This window comes from Streptomyces sp. NPDC040410, from assembly GCF_055595715.1.
In genome coordinates this window covers 1-16,840 of record NZ_JBVIVK010000014.1, presented here as the reverse complement: position 1 = coordinate 16,840, position 16,840 = coordinate 1, and the positions used below count along the sequence as shown (strand labels likewise).

General features: G+C 70.6%; 17 protein-coding genes and 1 pseudogene. 6 read left to right on the top strand and 12 right to left on the bottom strand.

Annotated features, from left to right (window positions below):
* Positions 1–239: 239 nt before the first annotated feature.
* Entirely contained in the window at positions 240–1,685 is a 1,446-nt protein-coding gene (locus ACZ562_RS25735; protein WP_471183445.1) for a glyceraldehyde-3-phosphate dehydrogenase, read from the top strand.
* 165 nt (positions 1,686–1,850) lie between these two features.
* On the opposite strand, the gene ACZ562_RS25730 is transcribed toward ACZ562_RS25735, so the two are convergent.
* Positions 1,851–2,030 (bottom strand): integrase, encoded by a 180-nt coding sequence (locus ACZ562_RS25730; RefSeq protein WP_471183442.1) that lies wholly within the window; start codon positions 2,028–2,030, stop codon positions 1,851–1,853.
* Positions 2,031–2,259: 229 nt separating this feature from the next.
* On the opposite strand from ACZ562_RS25730, the gene ACZ562_RS25725 reads away from it, so the two are divergent.
* Positions 2,260–2,526, top strand: a complete 267-nt coding sequence (locus ACZ562_RS25725; protein ID WP_471183441.1) for a hypothetical protein — start codon at positions 2,260–2,262, stop codon at positions 2,524–2,526.
* A 153-nt stretch (positions 2,527–2,679) separates the two neighbouring features.
* On the opposite strand, the gene ACZ562_RS25720 is transcribed toward ACZ562_RS25725, so the two are convergent.
* The 5 genes from ACZ562_RS25720 to ACZ562_RS25700 form a co-directional block, all read right to left on the bottom strand.
* The gene (locus ACZ562_RS25720; RefSeq protein WP_471183438.1) at positions 2,680–3,048 is read right to left on the bottom strand and encodes a hypothetical protein; all 369 of its coding nucleotides are present in this window, start codon (positions 3,046–3,048) and stop codon (positions 2,680–2,682) included.
* 475 nt (positions 3,049–3,523) lie between these two features.
* Positions 3,524–3,844, bottom strand: coding sequence for a 4a-hydroxytetrahydrobiopterin dehydratase (locus ACZ562_RS25715; RefSeq protein ID WP_471183436.1), 321 nt, complete (start codon positions 3,842–3,844; stop codon positions 3,524–3,526).
* An 11-nt stretch (positions 3,845–3,855) separates the two neighbouring features.
* Positions 3,856–4,326, bottom strand: a complete 471-nt coding sequence (locus ACZ562_RS25710; RefSeq protein ID WP_471183433.1) for a hypothetical protein — start codon at positions 4,324–4,326, stop codon at positions 3,856–3,858.
* Entirely contained in the window at positions 4,326–4,517 is a 192-nt protein-coding gene (locus ACZ562_RS25705) for a hypothetical protein (RefSeq protein ID WP_471183431.1), read from the bottom strand. The genes ACZ562_RS25710 and ACZ562_RS25705 overlap by 1 nt, the downstream gene beginning before the upstream one ends.
* A 33-nt stretch (positions 4,518–4,550) precedes the next feature.
* A complete protein-coding gene (locus tag ACZ562_RS25700; protein ID WP_471183428.1) occupies positions 4,551–5,132 on the bottom strand; it encodes a PadR family transcriptional regulator in 582 nt (193 codons plus the stop codon).
* Between the two features lie 395 nt (positions 5,133–5,527).
* Between ACZ562_RS25700 and ACZ562_RS25695 the strand changes: the two genes are divergently transcribed.
* Entirely contained in the window at positions 5,528–7,417 is a 1,890-nt protein-coding gene (locus ACZ562_RS25695; protein ID WP_471183891.1) for a PAS domain S-box protein, read from the top strand.
* 26 nt (positions 7,418–7,443) lie between these two features.
* Positions 7,444–7,875, top strand: a complete 432-nt coding sequence (locus ACZ562_RS25690) for a hypothetical protein (protein WP_471183426.1) — start codon at positions 7,444–7,446, stop codon at positions 7,873–7,875.
* A 136-nt stretch (positions 7,876–8,011) separates the two neighbouring features.
* Here the strand turns inward: ACZ562_RS25690 and ACZ562_RS25685 are convergent, their stop codons facing one another.
* Positions 8,012–8,704, bottom strand: a complete 693-nt coding sequence (locus tag ACZ562_RS25685; protein WP_471183424.1) for a response regulator — start codon at positions 8,702–8,704, stop codon at positions 8,012–8,014.
* 340 nt (positions 8,705–9,044) lie between these two features.
* A complete protein-coding gene (locus tag ACZ562_RS25680; protein ID WP_471183422.1) occupies positions 9,045–11,429 on the bottom strand; it encodes a phosphoketolase family protein in 2,385 nt (794 codons plus the stop codon).
* 571 nt (positions 11,430–12,000) lie between these two features.
* Here ACZ562_RS25680 and ACZ562_RS25675 point away from each other — a divergent pair.
* Positions 12,001–12,462, top strand: coding sequence for a cyclic nucleotide-binding domain-containing protein (locus tag ACZ562_RS25675; RefSeq protein ID WP_471183419.1), 462 nt, complete (start codon positions 12,001–12,003; stop codon positions 12,460–12,462).
* A gap of 367 nt (positions 12,463–12,829) precedes the next feature.
* Entirely contained in the window at positions 12,830–13,633 is an 804-nt protein-coding gene (gene ppk2 / locus ACZ562_RS25670; RefSeq protein WP_471183417.1) for a polyphosphate kinase 2, read from the top strand.
* 3 nt (positions 13,634–13,636) lie between these two features.
* On the opposite strand, the gene ACZ562_RS25665 is transcribed toward ppk2, so the two are convergent.
* The 4 genes and pseudogenes from ACZ562_RS25665 to ACZ562_RS25650 form a co-directional block, all read right to left on the bottom strand.
* A complete protein-coding gene (locus ACZ562_RS25665) occupies positions 13,637–13,780 on the bottom strand; it encodes a universal stress protein (RefSeq protein WP_471183415.1) in 144 nt (47 codons plus the stop codon).
* A gap of 62 nt (positions 13,781–13,842) precedes the next feature.
* On the bottom strand, positions 13,843–14,748 hold the full coding sequence (locus ACZ562_RS25660; protein ID WP_471183413.1) for a universal stress protein: 906 nt from the start codon (positions 14,746–14,748) through the stop codon (positions 13,843–13,845).
* 278 nt (positions 14,749–15,026) lie between these two features.
* A pseudogene (locus ACZ562_RS25655) lies at positions 15,027–15,163 on the bottom strand (hemin transporter); the annotation flags it as partial.
* Positions 15,164–15,294: 131 nt separating this feature from the next.
* A complete protein-coding gene (locus ACZ562_RS25650) occupies positions 15,295–16,131 on the bottom strand; it encodes a class II glutamine amidotransferase (protein ID WP_471183410.1) in 837 nt (278 codons plus the stop codon).
* Positions 16,132–16,840 lie beyond the last annotated feature (709 nt).

The following is a 16,840-nucleotide window of genomic DNA, read 5'->3' as shown; positions in this document are numbered from 1 at the left end:
TCGCGTACCCGACCGGGCGCGGAGCAATCCTCCGGCCGCCGGGGAATCGGGCCGGCGCTCGGCGGCTCAGCCGTACGCGAGGGCCGTGCCGGTTAGGTCCGACCCTCGTCGCGCAGCACGTCGGCCAACGCGGCTTGAGCGGCCGCGAGGTAGCTGCAGGCAACCACATGCCACCCCCTGAGTGATCAAAATGGCAAGGGGTTAGCATATGAGCGCCGCCTAGCTCGAAAGATAAATCTGTGACTGTCAACGAGGACTCGTTCACCAACTGGAACAACCGCGAGGAGATCGCGGAGTCGATGATCCCGATCATCGGGAAGCTGCACCGGGAGCGGGACGTCACGGTCCTGCTGCACAGCCGCTCCCTGGTGAACAAGTCAGTGGTCAGCATCCTGAAGACCCACCGATTCGCCCGGCAGATCGCCGGTGAGGAGCTCTCGGTCACCGAGACGCTGCCGTTCCTGCAGGCGCTCACCGCGCTCGATCTCGGCCCCTCGCAGATCGACATCGGCATGCTCGCCGCGACGTACAAGACCGACGACCGCGGTCTGTCGGTGCAGGAGTTCACCGCCGAGGCCGTCGCCGGCGCCACCGGCGCCAACAAGATCGAGCGCCGCGAGGCGCGGGATGTGGTCCTCTACGGTTTCGGCCGCATCGGCCGCCTGGTCGCCCGCCTGCTCATCGAGAAGGCCGGCTCCGGCAACGGCCTGCGGCTGCGCGCCATCGTCGTCCGGCAGGGCGGTGACCAGGACATCGTCAAGCGGGCCTCGCTGCTGCGCCGCGACTCCATCCACGGCCAGTTCCACGGCACGATCACCGTCGACGAGGCGACCAGCACGATCAGCGCCAACGGCAACGAGATCAAGGTCATCTACGCGGGCGACCCGTCGGAGGTCGACTACACGGCGTACGGCATCAAGAACGCCATCCTCATCGACAACACCGGCAAGTGGCGCGACCGCGAGGGCCTGTCGAAGCACCTGCGTCCCGGCATCGACAAGGTCGTCCTGACCGCGCCGGGCAAGGGCGACGTCCCCAACATCGTGCACGGTGTCAACCACGACACGATCAAGCCGGACGAGCAGATTCTGTCCTGCGCGTCCTGCACCACCAACGCGATCGTCCCCCCGCTGAAGGCGATGGAGGACGAGTACGGCGTCCTGCGTGGACACGTGGAGACCGTCCACTCGTTCACCAACGACCAGAACCTGCTGGACAACTACCACAAGGCCGACCGACGCGGCCGCTCGGCGCCGCTGAACATGGTCATCACCGAGACCGGTGCCGCCTCCGCCGTGGCGAAGGCGCTGCCCGACCTCAAGGCGCCGATCACCGGCAGCTCGATCCGTGTCCCGGTGCCCGACGTGTCGATCGCGATCCTGAGCCTGCGGCTCGGCCGCGAGACCACCCGCGAGGAGGTCCTCGACTACCTCCGCAACGTGTCGCTGACCTCCCCGCTGAAGCGCCAGATCGACTTCACCACCGCCCCCGACGCGGTCTCCAGCGACTTCATCGGCTCGCGCCACGCCTCGATCGTCGACGCCGGCGCCACCAAGGTCGACGGCGACAACGCGATCCTCTACCTCTGGTACGACAACGAGTTCGGCTACTCCTGCCAGGTCATCCGCGTCGTCCAGCACGTCTCCGGGGTGGAGTACCCGACCTTCCCGGCCCCGGCGGTCTGAGCACACAGGCACACGAAGGCCGAACCTACCCGCAGCACTCGACGTCTCAAGCCCACACACCCGTACTGAGCTGCACCGCAACCGGCGAGACAACAAAGCAGTGAGGGCCGCCACCCGGCATTCGGATGGCGGCCCTCAGTGATCGTCCGCAAGCTCAGGGAGTTCTCAGGGGGTTTCAACCGGCGCCCCGTCGCCGCCTGCGTCCAGCCACGCGTCCATGGCGGTCCGCCCCCGCATCCCATTGTCCGGCAGGAAATGCGCGTACGTCTCCAGCGTGATGGTGACAGACGCATGCCCCATCCAGTGCGACACCGACACTGCATCCTCCCCGGCGCCGAACTGCACGCTGGCGTAGGTATGCCGCCACCGGTGGTGCATCATCTCCCGGCACGGTTCCCAGCCCCATGCCTCGCCTTCTCGGCGCGCCGGAATGAGGCCGGCCGCGGCCAGCTGGCGAGTTGACGAGCAGCGGCGTTGTAGGCATGCGCCCCCCAGGGTCTTTCGGACGGGTGGGAAGCGCGCCGGACCACATGTTTACACCCGGCTGGCTGCGGACGGACGGCGAGGCACGCGAGTGACGCCCTCGACCCCCATCCCGGACGGGTCGGTGGTCATCACGCCGACCGAGGTGAATGCCGAGGTCCGGGCCACGCATGACGAGGTGAAGTCCGTGTCGGCGAAACTCGACGCCCTGCCCGTCGCCGACCACGCGCGTGCGCTGGAGGACCACGAGGGCCGCATCAGGATTCTGGAACGCGCACGCTGGCCGCTGCCCTCCATCGCCGCGCTCACCGCGGTCGGTGCCCTCGTCCTGGCGCTGTACCAAGCACTCGGCCGATAGCCCCACCACGCCCCCTTGCACAGCCCCAACGCGCGGGCAATGCAAGGGGGCGTTTCGTCATGTCCCGGGAGATCGGCGATCGCGACTCGCTGCGGATCGGATATGGATCCCCCACGCGGGGGCCTTCGTCGGTCTACGGGAGTTGCGGCGCCTTCAGCACTTGCCTGGTAGGGCGGCTGGTGTGTCGCAGGCGGCTGCAACGTTCAGGCCGTCGATGTAGGCGCGGTTGAACGTGAGGTTTTCAAGCGTCTTGCATACCTCAGGCGTCTTGGGGTCGCCCTTCCAGTTTTCGAGGTCCAGGTTCCAGTCGTCCCACTCAGGGGCGGCCTCAGCGACTGCGTCGATGCACTGCTGGCTCAGCTCTGCTTCGCTTAGGAGCTGGGTGGCTGTGGCGGTGACGGTCTCGGCGGGATCGGGGGCGTCGGCTCCAGGGTTGGCGTCGGCATGCTCATTGTTGGAGCAGGCGGTGAGCAGCAGGCCGGCGGTGAGTGCGGCTGTGAGAGCGACTGCGGTTCGGCGCATGGTCCCCCTTATGCGGTTTGCGGGTACGCATCATGGCGTGGGGGCGTGAACGGTCACGTGAGAGTGATCGTCTTGTGACGTTCCGCTGCGGCTGCCTCCGCGCCGCTGCCCGCTGTTCAGCGTCCGTTCCACGCGCCTGTCCGCACACTGCGGGGACCCGCTCCGGATCCGTCCGGGCGGGGCGTCCCGAGTCGCCTCGGGGAGGGGGGTCGGCCGCCCCTATCGATCGACATGCGGGGCGGGCCCGCATGGGCGAGAGTGAGCTGTGGCGGGACGTCGCCAGGAACACCAGGCACCGGGGATCCGGGCCGCCCCGCCAGCGTCGGTCGCCGACGCGGGTACGCACACTCCCCGACGGCCGGCGCCACGACTACTGCCACTCCGCTGGCCCTCTGCATCCCCCAACGCGGGCAGTGCAGAGGGCGTGTCGTCATGCCCGGGTTACGGGCTCCCGTAAGCCCGACGACCAGCGGATTCAGCCGCTGATGGGTTCGGCCATGTGCGCCGCGGCGATGGCGTCGATACGGCGGGCGAGGTCGAAGTCCGCTGCGGTCAGCTTGTGGCCGGCATCGTGCGTGGTAATCCCGAACCTCACCTTCCCCCACCGGAGATCAATGTCCGCGTGGTGGCTGATGAGCCGCTCAACGTCCGCAACATGAACGATCATCGCCACACCGCCGTGATAGCGGATGGCATAGCTGCGGGTGATCTCGTCACCCTCACGCTTCCAGCCGGGCAGCGCCTGCAGGGCGGCTTCGATCTCGTCCTCGGTCAGCGGCACGGGTGCCTCTGCCACGTCAGCTCCCCTCAATCGCGGGCGCCGGAACCTCCGTAAGGTCCCGGCCGACCGGGGCATCCTGCCACGGCAGCATCGCCCGCTGAAGGGTCACCAACTCCCGCCGCATACGCGCTGAACGGGTCTCTACGGCAATGTCGGCGACCGTGAGGGCAATCTTCCAGCGCCTGATCCGGTTCGCCCGCTCCTGCCGCCGCTGTGGCATGCCGCGCCAGGTACACGCCCCGGTCCCTGCGCGCGGTCTCCGGGACGATGTCGAGGACCTGGTCCCACAGGGACACGGCTTCCGCGCCGAGGCCGAGGCGGCCGTAGCAGGTTGCGCGCTGCACCTCGAGGTAGCCGGGCGTGCGCCGGCATGCGTTGCCCCATGGCAGGTCGTCGTCGACGCGGGACAGCAGCATCCCCGCCTCGTCGAGCAGCTGGTCGACGGCGCCCCGGTCGCGGGTCAGGCTCGCCCCGTGCGCCTGCTGCTGCATGGCCATCACCCGAACCTTCGGGGCCAGACGGTGGGAGTCCTCGAGCTTGCCTCGCACAGGTCGATGACCGCGTGCCCGTCGCCCAAGTCGGTGCGCACCTGCGCCTGATTGACCAGGCTGTAGCCGATCAGGTGCGGGTCCCTCGACCGCATCGCGATCTCCTGCGTGACGCCGCGCCAGAATGCGGCGCCTTCCATGTCGCCAGCGCCGGCCTCGATGAGGCGGTCTCCTCAGTCGCGCCCCGATTCGTCAAGTGCCGCCGCACGTTGTTCGAGTCGCTTCAGGGCCGTCTCGCCCCACTGGACGTTCGCCCGTTCCAGGGCCATGCCGCCCTGAAGGGTGAGATAGGGGCCGATGCGCTCGGCCGTGGCGAGGTACTCCTCCTCGCTGCGTCCGGCGAGCATGCGCTCCCGCATGCGCTCGTACCTGGCCAGCTTGGCCGTGGCGCGCTCCACCCGCTCGGCGACCGCGGTCCGCACGGCGGCCATGTCGCCGACGTCGACGCACTGGACCTTGACCATCAGCTCGTCCCGAATGGCCGTGGGCTTGGCGGGACTTCGGGCGACGTAGTCGCGCAGCACCCCGAGCCCGGTCTCGGTGAGGGAGAAGAGCCTCTTGTTGGGCCTGCGTTCCTGCTGCACGACACGAGCCGAAACGAGACCCTCGCTCTCCATGCGCTCGAGCTCCCGGTAGAGCTGCTGAGGGGTGGCCATCCAGAAGTTGGCCACCGAGGCCTCGAACCCCTTCGCAAGGTCGTAACCGGACGCCTCGCCCTCCAGAAGCGCGGCCATCACCGCATGACGCAGAGCCATCGTCCCAATCTAACAGCTTGTTGATCAGTCAATGGAGCGACTATCCGCGCGCGTTCACGAGAGATCTCCGGTGAGCGAGGCCACCGGGAGCAGGGCGGGTCGCTCGGCGTGTCGGCCGTCGCCGGACGAGCCAGGGCGCACACGCCGGACGAGCCAGGGCCCGAGGAAGCTAGTAAGCAAGTAGTTGACTATACGCATCATTGAACATACCAGGAAGTGAGCCACCCGACAGAACAGAACGGGATCCGTCAGTGAGCCGATGTCGAACAGGTTCAGCCGAGGGGCGGACAGTAAGCGACATGTGCCGCGGGCAGGGGCCGGATGGGTCGAGAGTGCCTGAATCGTCGTCGGCAATGGATCAGACAGACATGACGGGCATGGCGAATATGGGTGACATGTGCGAAACGCAGCCGGTGCCGTCGGCCGGCGCGGCGGAGGAGCGGTTCCGGGGGCTGCTGGAAGCCGCTCCGGACGCCATGGTCATCGTGGACGACACGGGCACCATCAGACTCGTCAACGCCCAGACCGAGGCCCTGTTCGGCTATCAGCGCGAGGAACTGCTCGGCCGACCGGTCGAGTTGCTGATCCCGCATCGCTTCCGGGCCCACCACACGATGCACCGCGACGGTTACGCCGCCAACCGCCAGGTACGCCCGATGGGAGCGGGGCTCGACCTGCACGGCCTGCGCAAGGACGGCACCGAGTTCCCGGTGGAGATCAGCCTCAGCCCTCTGGAGACGGCGGACGGGCTGCTCGTGTCCGCGGCCGTACGCGACGTCAGCGACCGCAAGGCCGCCGAGCGGCGCATCAACGAACTCGCCGCGCTCGTCGAGTCGTCCCAGGACGCGATCCTCGCCAAGACCCTCGACGGGTACATCACCTACTGGAACGCGGCCGCCCAGTCCCTCTACGGCTACACGGCCGAGGAGGTCATCGGCCGGCACGTGTCGCTCCTGGCACCCGGGGAGATGCGGCACGAGATCAGCGCGCTCCTGGAGCGCCTGCGCCAGGGGGAGAAGGTCGAGCACTTCGAGACGCTTCGCGTCACCAGGACGGGCGGCCTGCTGGACGTCGACGTCACGCTGTGGCCGACCCGGGACACCGACGGGACGGTCGTCGGCGCGTGCGCCATCGTCCGGGACATCAGCGACCGCAAGCGGGCCGAGGCCGAACTCACCGCGCTGTACGAGCAGCAGCGGCACATCGCCCTCACGCTGCAGCGCAGTCTGATGGGCACCCCGCCCGCCCTTCCCGGCCTGGCCACCGCCAGCCGGTACCGGCCCGCCACACAGGGCGCGGGTGTGGGCGGCGACTGGTTCGACCTCATCCCGCTGGGTGCCGGCCGGGTCGGTGTGCTCATCGGCGACGTGATGGGACGCGGCCTCGAAGCCGCCGCCGTCATGGGCCAGTTGCGCTCGGCGGCGCACGCCCTCGCCAAGACGGGCATGCAGCCCCGTCAGCTGATGCAGGCCCTGGACGTCTGTGTCGCCGATCTCGACGTTCCCGACCAGCTCGTCACCTGCTGCTACGTGATCATCGCCCCGGACGCCGGCACTGTGACCGTGTGCTCCGCCGGGCACCTGCCGATCCTGGTGGCCGGCAGCGGCCACGGCGTGCACGGCCTCTCCGCGCCGGTGAACGCCCCTCTGGGTGTCGGCGACGTGCTCTACCAGCAGTCCAGTACGGAGATCCGGCCCGGCGCCACCCTCGTCCTCTACACCGACGGCCTGATCGAGACGCCCGGCAGCGACATCGAGGTCCGGCTCGGCGAACTCACCACCGTCCTGGACGAGTTCTTCACCGGCAGCCCCTGCCTGGAGACCGCAGCCGAGCACGTCCTGGCCAGCCTGCTGCCCGATGCCGAGAGCCACAACGACGACGTCACCCTCCTCCTGGCCCGGCTCCCGGCCCCGCCGCTGGCCACCCTCGCCACCGACCTGCCTGCCGAGCCGACCTCCGTCCCCGAGGGACGCGCCTTCCTCCACAAGGCCCTGGCCTCCTGGAACTGCGCGGACACGGCGGACGACGCCATGCTTCTGCTCTCGGAGACCCTGACCAACGCCGTCCAGCACGCCGAGGGCCCCATCGGAGTGCACCTGTGCCGCACCACCAGCGCCCTCACCGTCGAGGTCAGCGACCGCAGCCCGCACCTCCCCCAGCCCCGTCTCGCGAACGAGGACGAGGAATCCGGACGGGGTCTGATCCTCGTCCGCACCCTCGCCGAAAGCTGGGGAGTCCGGCCGACCGACGACGGTAAAACCACCTGGTTCACACTGAAGTTGTGAGATCGCAGGACCGGGAGGCACACCGTATGAACTCCGCTTCGGCCGCCCTGCCGGGTGCGGCCGCCTTCACCTGGCTCGGCATGGTCGTGGCCATCTCGTTCATCGAGGCACCGCTCAAGTTCCGTGCCCCGGGCATCACCGTCCGGATCGGCCTCGGGATCGGCCGCCTGGTGTTCCGGGCGCTGAACATCGTCGAAACGGTCCTCGCCGTGACCGTCGTCGCCGCGGTCGCGGCGGGTTCGCCCACCGCGCCTGTCACGGCCGCCACCTGCGTGGTCGCGGCGTTGCTCGGCGTCCAGCTGGCAGCCGTACGGCCCCTGCTCAACCGGCGCAGCGACCGGGTGCTCGCCGGCGAGGAACTGCCGCGCTCACGCGCCCACCATGTGTACATCGCCGTCGAAGTGCTGAAAGCCGGTGCGCTGATCGCCCTCGGTGTCACCGCTCTCGGCGCGGTCTGAGGTCCCGTGAGCAAGGGCTCCGGCCCTGGTACCCATCCCTCTTCCGGTACGGGTACGCGCCACGTCAGGGTGGTACCGCCGTCGGCCGGACCGGTCAGCCCGACTGCCCCACCCAACTGTTCGCCCGGCGATCCGTTCAGTGCCCTTCTTGCCGGAGCCGGTCCTGGGCCTGAGTGGCGATCACGGCGGCCTGGATACGCCGCTCCACACCGAGCTTGGCCAGCAGCCGCGAGATGTGATTCTTCACCGTCTTCTCCGCGAGATACAGGCGCTGCCCGATCTGCCGGTTCGTCAGCCCCTCACCGATCAACGCCAGGATCTCCCGCTCCCGCTCGGTCAGCCCCGGCAGCGCGTCCGGTTCCGGCTCCTTGACCTGCTCCCCGCGCAGCCGGGCCATCAGCTTCGCCGTGCCACTCGGATCCAGCAGCGACTGCCCCGCCGCCACCGTACGCACCGCCGACACCAGATCCGAACCCTGGATCTGCTTCAGCACATACCCCGACGCCCCCGCCATGATCGAGTCCAGCAGCGCCTCCTCGTCGTCGAAAGAGGTCAGCATCAGACACGCCAGCTCCGGCATCCGCGACCGCAGCTCCCGGCACACACTCACCCCGTCCCCGTCCGGCAGCCGCACATCCAGCACCGCCACCTGAGGACGCAGCGCCGGAACCCGCACCAGCGCATGCTCCACCGTGCCGGCCTCCCCCACCACGGTGATGTCCGGCTCGTCGTCCAGCAGGTCGTGCACCCCCCGGCGCACCACCTCGTGATCGTCCAGCAGGAAGACCCGGATCGGGTCGCGGGCACCGGGCCGCTCACTGTCCGCCATCGCCAGCTCCTCGTCACACCTCGCGCACCACCGCCCGCCCACGGACGGCCGGCACTCCTACCCATAGAGATCTTGCTCGCTTCCGGGCCGAACGGCCAGGGCCGGTCGGCCCTTTTTCCGGCCCGGCGGGTCGGGGTGCCGGTCGGCCTCACAGGGCGCCGCTCGGGGACCGACAGTCGTGGGCCAGGGCCTTTCGGCCACGGCCCACGACTCCCCGAGCGCGTTCCGACGCGATCCGTATCCGCCCCGATCTGGTCACCGGGATCCGGCTGACGGCGGCCGATCAACCCGCCAATGCCCGAACACCTGAACACATGAACGCCTGCGCACCGGACCCGGGTCAGCCGTCCCAGGTCCAGTCGGCGACCTCCGGCAGGTCGGTGCCATGGACGCGGATCCAGTCGTGGTGGCGCTGCCGCACGTCCTCCATCGCCTGGCGCACGGCGGCGGCACGCACCGCGAGGCCGGGGACGCGGTCGATCACGTCCATGACCAGGCGGTAGCGGTCGAGGTCGTTGCTGACGACCATGTCGAACGGCGTGGTCGTGGTGCCGACCTCCTTGTAGCCGCGCACATGCAGGTTCCGGTGGCCGGTGCGCCGGTAGGCGAGGCGGTGGATCAGCCACGGGTAGCCGTGGTAGGCGAAGATGACGGGCTTGTCCGCGGTGAACAGGCCGTCGTACTCGAAGTCGCTCATACCGTGCGGGTGTTCTTCACTCGGCATCAGCCGCGCGATGTCGACGACGTTGACGACGCGGACGGCCAGCTCGGGCAGGTGCCTGCGCAGCAGTTGCGCGGCCGCCAGGGCCTCCTGGGTGGGCACGTCGCCCGCGCAGGCGAGCACCACGTCGGGCTCACGGGTGCCGTCCTCGGTGCCGGCCCAGTCCCAGATGCCTGCGCCGCGGGCGCAGTGGGCCCTGGCCTGTTCCATGGACAGCCAGTCGAAGCAGGGCTGCTTGCCGGCGACGATCACATTGACGTAGTCCCGGCTGCGCAGCGCGTGGTCGGCCACGGACAGCAGGGTGTTGGCGTCCGGCGGAAGGTAGACGCGGACCGCCTCCGGGCTCTTGTTGAGGATGTGGTCGACGAAGCCGGGGTCCTGGTGGGAGAAGCCGTTGTGGTCCTGCCGCCACACGTGCGAGGTCAGCAGGTAGTTGAGGGAGGCGATGGGTGCGCGCCAGGGCAGGCGGCGGGTGGTGCGCAGCCACTTGACGTGCTGGTTGACCATGGAGTCGACGATGTGCACGAACGCCTCGTAGCAGGAGAACAGTCCGTGCCTGCCGGTGAGCAGGTATCCCTCCAGCCAGCCCTGGCAGGTGTGCTCGGAAAGGATCTCCATCACCCGGCCGTGCCGGTCGAGGTGCTCGTCGACGTCCAGGGTCGAGGCCTGCCAGGCCTTGCCGCTGGCGTGGTAGACGGCCTGCAGCCGGTTGGAGGCGGTCTCGTCGGGCCCGACGAGGCGGAAGTCGCGCCGCTCGGCGGTGGCCCGCACGACCTCCTCCAGCATCCCGCCCAGCACACGGGTGGGCTCGTGGAGCGTGGCGCCCGGCTTGTCGACGTCGACGGCGTACCGCTCCAGCGGCGGCAGAGGCAGCTCACGCAGCAGCAGTCCGCCATTGGCGTGCGGGGTGGCGCCCATCCTGCGGTCTCCGGCGGGGAGGCAGGCCAGCACGTGCGCGCGTGGGCGGCCGTGCTCGTCGAACAGTTCCTCCGGGCGGTAGGAGCGCAGCCATGCCTCCAGCTGCCGCAAGTGGTCCGGGTTGTCCCGGACGGCGGACAGCGGGACCTGGTGGGAGCGCCAGGTGCCCTCCACGGGGAGTCCGTCGACCTCGGCCGGGCCGGTCCATCCCTTCGGGGTGCGCAGCACGATCACCGGCCAGCGGGGACGCTCGGTGGCGCCGTCCTCGCGGGCGGCCCGCTGGGCGGCGGCGATCCGGTCCAGGGCGGTGTCCATCGCGGCGGCCATCGCCCGGTGCACGGTCGCCGGGTCGTCACCGGTGACGTGGATCGGGTCGTGGCCGTACCCCCTCAGGAGGTCGTCGAGCTCGGCCTCGGGGAGCCGGGCGAGGACCGCCGGGTTGGCGATCTTGTAGCCGTTGAGGTGGAGGATCGGCAGCACGGCGCCGTCGTACACGGGGTCGAGGAACTTGTTGGAGTGCCAGGAGGCGGCCAGCGGCCCGGTCTCCGCCTCCCCGTCACCGATGACACAGGCGACGAGCAGGCCGGGGTTGTCGAGGGCGGCTCCGTAGGCGTGCGAGAGGGCGTAGCCCAGTTCCCCTCCCTCGTGGATCGACCCCGGTGTCTCGGGTGCCACATGGCTGGGCACGCCTCCGGGGAACGAGAACTGCCTGAAGAGGCGGGCCATGCCGGCCGCGTCCCGCGTGATGTCCGGATACGTCTCGGTGTACGAGCCCTCCAGCCAGGAGTTGGCCAGCACCGCCGGTCCTCCGTGGCCGGGGCCCCAGATGCACAGGGCGTCCAGGTCCCGGGCTTTGATGACACGGTTGAGGTGGGTGTGCACCAGGTTCAGGCCCGGGGAGGTGCCCCAGTGGCCGAGCAGCCTCGGTTTGACGTGCTCCGGGCGGAGTGGCTCGGTCGGCAGGGGGTTGGCCATCAGGTAGATCTGGCCGACGGACAGATAGTTCGCGGCGCGCCAGTGTGCGTCCAGTGTCCTCAGCTCGTCATCGCTGAGCTGGACGGACGCCTGCTGCGTGTCGACGGACATGGGAGATCCCTTCCGGGTCGGGGTGCCGTTCCGAGCTGCGTGCGGATCCGATTCCTTCCACCTTCCGCCACGCCCACGGGTTCCCGACAGGGCCGACCGGGCCAATGCTCCTCCCCGTACCCGTTCAGACCGCGGTCGTCCTCTGGTCCCGGAACTGTTCCCGGACCCGCCGGACCAGGTCGGGTGCCTGGCTCCGGGTGTCCCGCGACCAGAACGGAATGCCGCGGGTCTCGTACTTCCTCGCGCGAGCTGGTGGAACGGCAGCACGTCCGGCGGTCGACGCTGCCCGGCCCCGCCCGGGAAGCGGGCCGGGCCGTCGATGGCTTCCCGGTCGTCCGTCCAGCCAGGGACCGGGACGTACCGGATCCACATGCCCGCCCCGAGCCGGTCCGGGCGGGGGGCGATATAACTCCGGGCACGGGCGGCCGGCCTCCGGCGTTCCTCGGGCGGGCGGCGTGGGCGCCGTGCCACGGGGGCCGAAGGGCCCTCGCGTGGGACCGGGTGGCCCATGGCCCGGGACGGCGTGCGGGAAAACGCTGGAAGCGGATGGTCCCAACCCCTGGAGACAGCCATGAACGTTTCCGTGACTCCGAACCTGCTCCGGTCGATGTCCGCCGAGCACCGGACCCGGCTGACGCGCATCGCCCGAGAGGTCAACATCCGGCAGGGCGCCCGCCTGTTCGAGGAGGGCGGACGCGCCGACCGGTTCTGGATCGTGCGCAGCGGAAGCATCGCCCTCGACATGCGTGTGCCCGGACGCCGGTCGCCGGTCATCGAGACGCTCGGCTTCGGTGATCTCGTCGGCTGGTCCTGGCTGTTCGAGCCGTACACATGGCAGCTGGGCGCCGAGGCCGTGACACCGGTGCGCGCCCACGAGTTCGACGCCGTCGCCGTACGGCTGATGTGCGCCGACGACCCGGCGTTCGGGCAGGCGGTCGAGCACTGGATCGGCCGGGTACTGGCACACCGACTGCAGGCGACCCGGACCCGTCTGCTCGACCTGTACGCGCCGTACGGCAGTGGCAGCAGGTAGCGAAGCGAGCAGGCACTGATGTCCGAGCGTCCGCGTTCCCCGCGCACCGTGAGCGACGTGATGACCTGGTCAAGGCGGGGGCGGTGACCGCGGGCGAGCTGATGGGCGGTCCGGCGGTCACGGTGCGCCCGGACGCCCCGGGCGGTGCGCTGGGCGACAGGGCACTGGTACCGGTGCCGCGCGGGCCGTCCGGGCGGTCGCGGCCGTCGTCGTCCCCTTCGACCTCGCGCAACCGTGAGCTGCGGCGGCCGGCGGGCCATGAGGAGGGGCACGCCGGTTCCCGTGCGCGGAGCACATGCGCGTCCGCCGACCTGACAGTACGGTGCTGGCACAGAGGAACGTCGAGGGTACGGAGCGGGGAGGCGGCATGTCCGGCGAGAAGGCGGCGACGCTGCCGCGCAAGGTGTACGAGAAGGAACTGCTGCGTCTGCAGACGGAGTTGGTGAAACTCCAGGAATGGGTGCGTGCCGAGGGCGCACGGCTGGTCGTGATCTTCGAGGGGCGCGACGCGGCGGGTAAGGGGGGCACCATCAAACGGGTCGCGGAACACCTCAACCCCCGGGTGGCGCGGATCGCGGCGCTGCCCAAACCGACCGAGCGCGAACGCACCCAGTGGTACTTCCAGCGGTACGTCGAGAACCTGCCGGCCGCCGGGGAGATCGTCCTGTTCGACCGGTCCTGGTACAACCGGGCCGGCGTCGAGCGTGTGATGGGCTTCTGCACCAAGGAGGAGTACCAGCTCTTCCTGCGGCAGTGCCCGATCTTCGAGCGGATGCTGATCGAGGACGGGATCCTGCTGCGCAAGTACTGGTTCTCGGTGAGCGACGCGGTGCAGCAGGAGCGGTTCCGGCGCCGGATGGAGGATCCGGTGCGACGCTGGAAGCTGTCGCCGATGGACCTGGAGTCGATCACCCGTTGGGAAGCGTACTCCCGGGCGAAGGACGAGATGCTGGTGCACACCGACATCTCCGAGGCGCCGTGGTACGTCGTCGAGAGCGACGACAAGCGCCGGGCCCGGCTGAACATGATCGCCCATCTACTGGACTCGTTCGCCTACCACGACGTGCCGCCGCCGGTGCTGGAGCTGCCGGAGCGGCCCGCGTCGACGGGCTACGAGCGCCCCCCGCGCGATCTTCAGACCTACGTCCCGGACCACGCCGCGAGCCTGTGAAACTCACGCCCGCCGCGGTACGACGCCCACCGGGCAGGCGGAGTGGTGCGGCACCGCGTGGGCGACCCGGCCGAGCCGGAGCCCGGAGTGGTCCCCGCGGTGCCGGGCGCCGGCGACCCGCAGGTCCGCCTCGTGCCAGGGCTTCACGAGCACCTGCGGGGCGGCCCTTCGACGGTGCGCCGGTGCGGTTCCGGGCCGGGTGGGGCGCGTCAGTCGTGCGCGACGACGGCGACGGGGGCGGCGGCGTGGTGCAGCACGGCGTGCGTGACCGGACCGATGTGCGCGCCGAACGGGCTACGGCGGATCCTGCGGCCCACGACCACGAGCGAGGCCTCGCGGGAGGCGTCGATCACCTGATGGGACGGGCTGCCGGCGCGGGAGACCTCGACGACCTGGACGTCCGGGTACTTCTGCCGCCAGGCGCGTAGCACCGCGGCGAGGGCGGCGGCGTCCTGCCGGCCCAGCTCGGCGTCGAGGCCGGGGTCGGCGGGCAAGCCGTACGCGAGGTACGGCGGCAGGTTCCAGCCGTGCACGACCCGCAGGGCGGTGTCGCGACGCGCGGCCTCCTCGAAGGCGAAGGCGATCACCGTGTCGTCGGGGTGGTCGATGTCCAGGCCGAGGACCACGGGGCGGAACGCGGTCGCCGCGGACGGGATGCCGGACGGGTCCATGTCGTGCTCGTCGGCGGCCTGTTCACCGGCCCGTACGAGGACCACGGGCACCTCGGTGTGCGCGATCACGGCCATGCCGACGGACCCGACGAGGAAGCCGCCGAACCCGCCCAGCGCACGGGAGCCGAGGACCAGCAGCTCGGCGTCCTTCGCTGAGTCGGCCAGCACGTCGGCGGGCCGGCCGGTGATCTGCTGCTGCGTGATGTCGATGCCGGGATGGCGCAGGCGCAGCCCTTCGGCCGTCTCGCGGGGGATGCGCTCGCTCCAGTGCGCCTGTGTCTCGGCACCGAGCAGCGGCGCCTGGGCCATGGGCTCGGGGACGGGCTCCCAGACGTGGACGAGCCTCAGCGGCAGAGCGCGCAACTTCGCCTCGCGGGCTGCCCATTCTGCGGCGGCACGGCTCTCCGGCGATCCGTCGATACCGGCGACTACGGTGCAGACCATGGTTTCCGCCTCCTGAACTGGGGTCTGCTTCCAGAGTGGTGGCGCGCGGGGTGTGCGGTGCAGGGGCCGCAGGTCCCCGGCGGGGGCCTACCGGCCCCATGCGGAGGCCCCGCGCACCGAGACGCGGGAGCTCGTCGGGAGGCTGCCGGGCGCCCGCGCCGTCTTCTGGCAAGAGTCCCGGGCCGGAGGAGCCCGATGCCCGTAGTCACCGGCGAGGTGCGGGGCCTGGCTGTAGTCGCTGGTCATGTCGGTTGCGTTCGCGGGGAGTCCGACGCGGTTCAGGCGGCCCTGGCGGGCAGCCGCAGGTCGGGGCCGAAGACCTCGTAGGGGATGTGGGATGTGCCGTGCCGGAAAGGCCGGTGCTCAGCAGCTGTCCGCGTACCTCGCGCATGAACGGCAGCGGGCCGCACAGGAACACCGGATCACGAGGGCGGCATGACCTCCTCGTGGGCCGCCCGTGGCCGGCGACGGCCGCCCTGCACATCGGCGGGCACGAGGGGTTCGTCGTCGCCGAGGAGGCCAGCCGCCACGAGCTCATCCGGACCTCTACGCGGCCTGCGGGGTGAAGGAAAGCAGTTCGTCCTCCCCGTGCTGCACAACGCCGTAGCTGCTCTCGGGGACCTCGTTCCAGGCGCCCGGCAGATCACCCAGGGGCTCGGAGACGATGAGGCGGGTCTCGTCGGACACCGACCGGAGAAACTCCAGGTCGGGGTGGAGCGATCGCAGTGTGTCCACCGCGGTGCTGTAGTACAGCGAGCGGGAGGCTCCCTGGCTGGAGTAGCGGAAGGCCCACAGCCGTTCGCCGTCGGTCACCGCGACCGTCATCTGCAGCGGGAACTCCACGCCGTGCTCGTGACCGGTCCGTTCCACCAGGCCCGCCATCCGCGCGACGGCGCCCGGCGGGTCCTTCTCCAGGCCGAGGGTGAGGGCCAGGAAGAACATCGTCTCGGAGTCCGTCGATCCCTCGATGTCGAGGAAGAGTTCCGGGTCGACGGCCAGAGCGAGGTCCCGCCGGATCCGGTGGAAGTCGGCGATCGCGCCGTTGTGCATCCACAGCCAGCGGCCGTGGCGGAACGGGTGGCAGTTGGTCTGCTGCACCGCGGTGCCGGTCGTGGCCCGGATGTGGGCGAAGAACACCGGGGAGCGGACGTGGTCGGCGATCTCCCTCAGGTTGCGGTTGCTCCATGCCGGACCGGTGTCCCGGAAGACCGCGGGAGTGTCGAGGTCGTCCGGCGCGTACCAGCCGACGCCGAACCCGTCGCCGTTGGTCGTCTCCACGCCCAGCCGGGAGTGCAGGCTCTGGTCGATCAGCGAGTGGGCGGGCCTGTAGAGGATGGTGTCGAGCAGGACGGGTGTTCCCGAGTAAGCGAGCCACCTGCACATCGGTTTTCCGCCTTCCTGCCGTGGGGACCGGCCCCCGGCTCGTCGGATCGAACTCACGGATGTTGCTCCGTCCGGTACAGCTCACCCCGTACTCCCTCGGGAGGCATCGCCTCTGGCGGGTGATTTCCGCTCGGAGGGCCGCGGAACGTCCGGGTCAGGCGGCCTTCGCCGCGTGGGCCCCGTCCGGAGCCCGCCGGCCCAGCGAGCCGTGTGACGCGCGGCCAGTCGGCCGGGTCAGGCTCAGCGCCGTACCCGCGCGGCTGCGCGGCACCCGGACCCGCAGCGCCGCCGGTTGGATCCGGCACACCACGGGCGCCGCCAACAGCACGTGCTCCCCGTCGATGCCGGCCGGGACGGTGTCCGTGTCGGAGCAGTGGCTGCAGCCCCTCGGCGCGGGTGTCTCCGGCCAGCACCCGCAGCCTGGGGGCATCCGGGCCGGTGAGGAGTCCGGGCAGCGTCTGCAGGGTCGTGTGCACCGTCGGCGCGACGGCCACGCGGGCCGCCGCGGTGGCCAGCTGCGAGACGCGTTCATCCGGCTCGGCCCTCACCGGCAGCCGAGGGGGGGGGGGGGGGGGGGGGGGGGGGGGGGGGGGGGGGGGGGGGGGGTCGCCTTTTCCCCCCCCCCCCCCCCCCCCCCCCCCCCCCCCCCCCCCCCCCCCCCCCCCCCCCCCCCCCCCCCCCCCCCCCCCCCCCCCCCCCCCCCCCCCCC

Excerpts from the sequence above, each read along its gene's own strand:
- ACZ562_RS25680 (WP_471183422.1), bottom strand. The coding sequence starts at position 11,429 with ATGTCCGTCGACACGCAGCAGGCGTCCGTCCAGCTCAGCGATGACGAG.
- ACZ562_RS25675 (WP_471183419.1), top strand. The coding sequence starts at position 12,001 with ATGAACGTTTCCGTGACTCCGAACCTGCTCCGGTCGATGTCCGCCGAG.
- ACZ562_RS25650 (WP_471183410.1), bottom strand. The coding sequence starts at position 16,131 with ATGTGCAGGTGGCTCGCTTACTCGGGAACACCCGTCCTGCTCGACACC.
- ACZ562_RS25690 (WP_471183426.1), top strand. The coding sequence starts at position 7,444 with ATGAACTCCGCTTCGGCCGCCCTGCCGGGTGCGGCCGCCTTCACCTGG.
- ppk2 (WP_471183417.1), top strand. The coding sequence starts at position 12,830 with ATGTCCGGCGAGAAGGCGGCGACGCTGCCGCGCAAGGTGTACGAGAAG.
- ACZ562_RS25705 (WP_471183431.1), bottom strand. The coding sequence starts at position 4,517 with ATGGAAGGCGCCGCATTCTGGCGCGGCGTCACGCAGGAGATCGCGATG.
- ACZ562_RS25695 (WP_471183891.1), top strand. The coding sequence starts at position 5,528 with ATGTGCGAAACGCAGCCGGTGCCGTCGGCCGGCGCGGCGGAGGAGCGG.
- ACZ562_RS25720 (WP_471183438.1), bottom strand. The coding sequence starts at position 3,048 with ATGCGCCGAACCGCAGTCGCTCTCACAGCCGCACTCACCGCCGGCCTG.
- ACZ562_RS25710 (WP_471183433.1), bottom strand. The coding sequence starts at position 4,326 with ATGGCCATGCAGCAGCAGGCGCACGGGGCGAGCCTGACCCGCGACCGG.
- ACZ562_RS25685 (WP_471183424.1), bottom strand. The coding sequence starts at position 8,704 with ATGGCGGACAGTGAGCGGCCCGGTGCCCGCGACCCGATCCGGGTCTTC.
- ACZ562_RS25660 (WP_471183413.1), bottom strand. The coding sequence starts at position 14,748 with ATGGTCTGCACCGTAGTCGCCGGTATCGACGGATCGCCGGAGAGCCGT.
- ACZ562_RS25700 (WP_471183428.1), bottom strand. The coding sequence starts at position 5,132 with ATGGCTCTGCGTCATGCGGTGATGGCCGCGCTTCTGGAGGGCGAGGCG.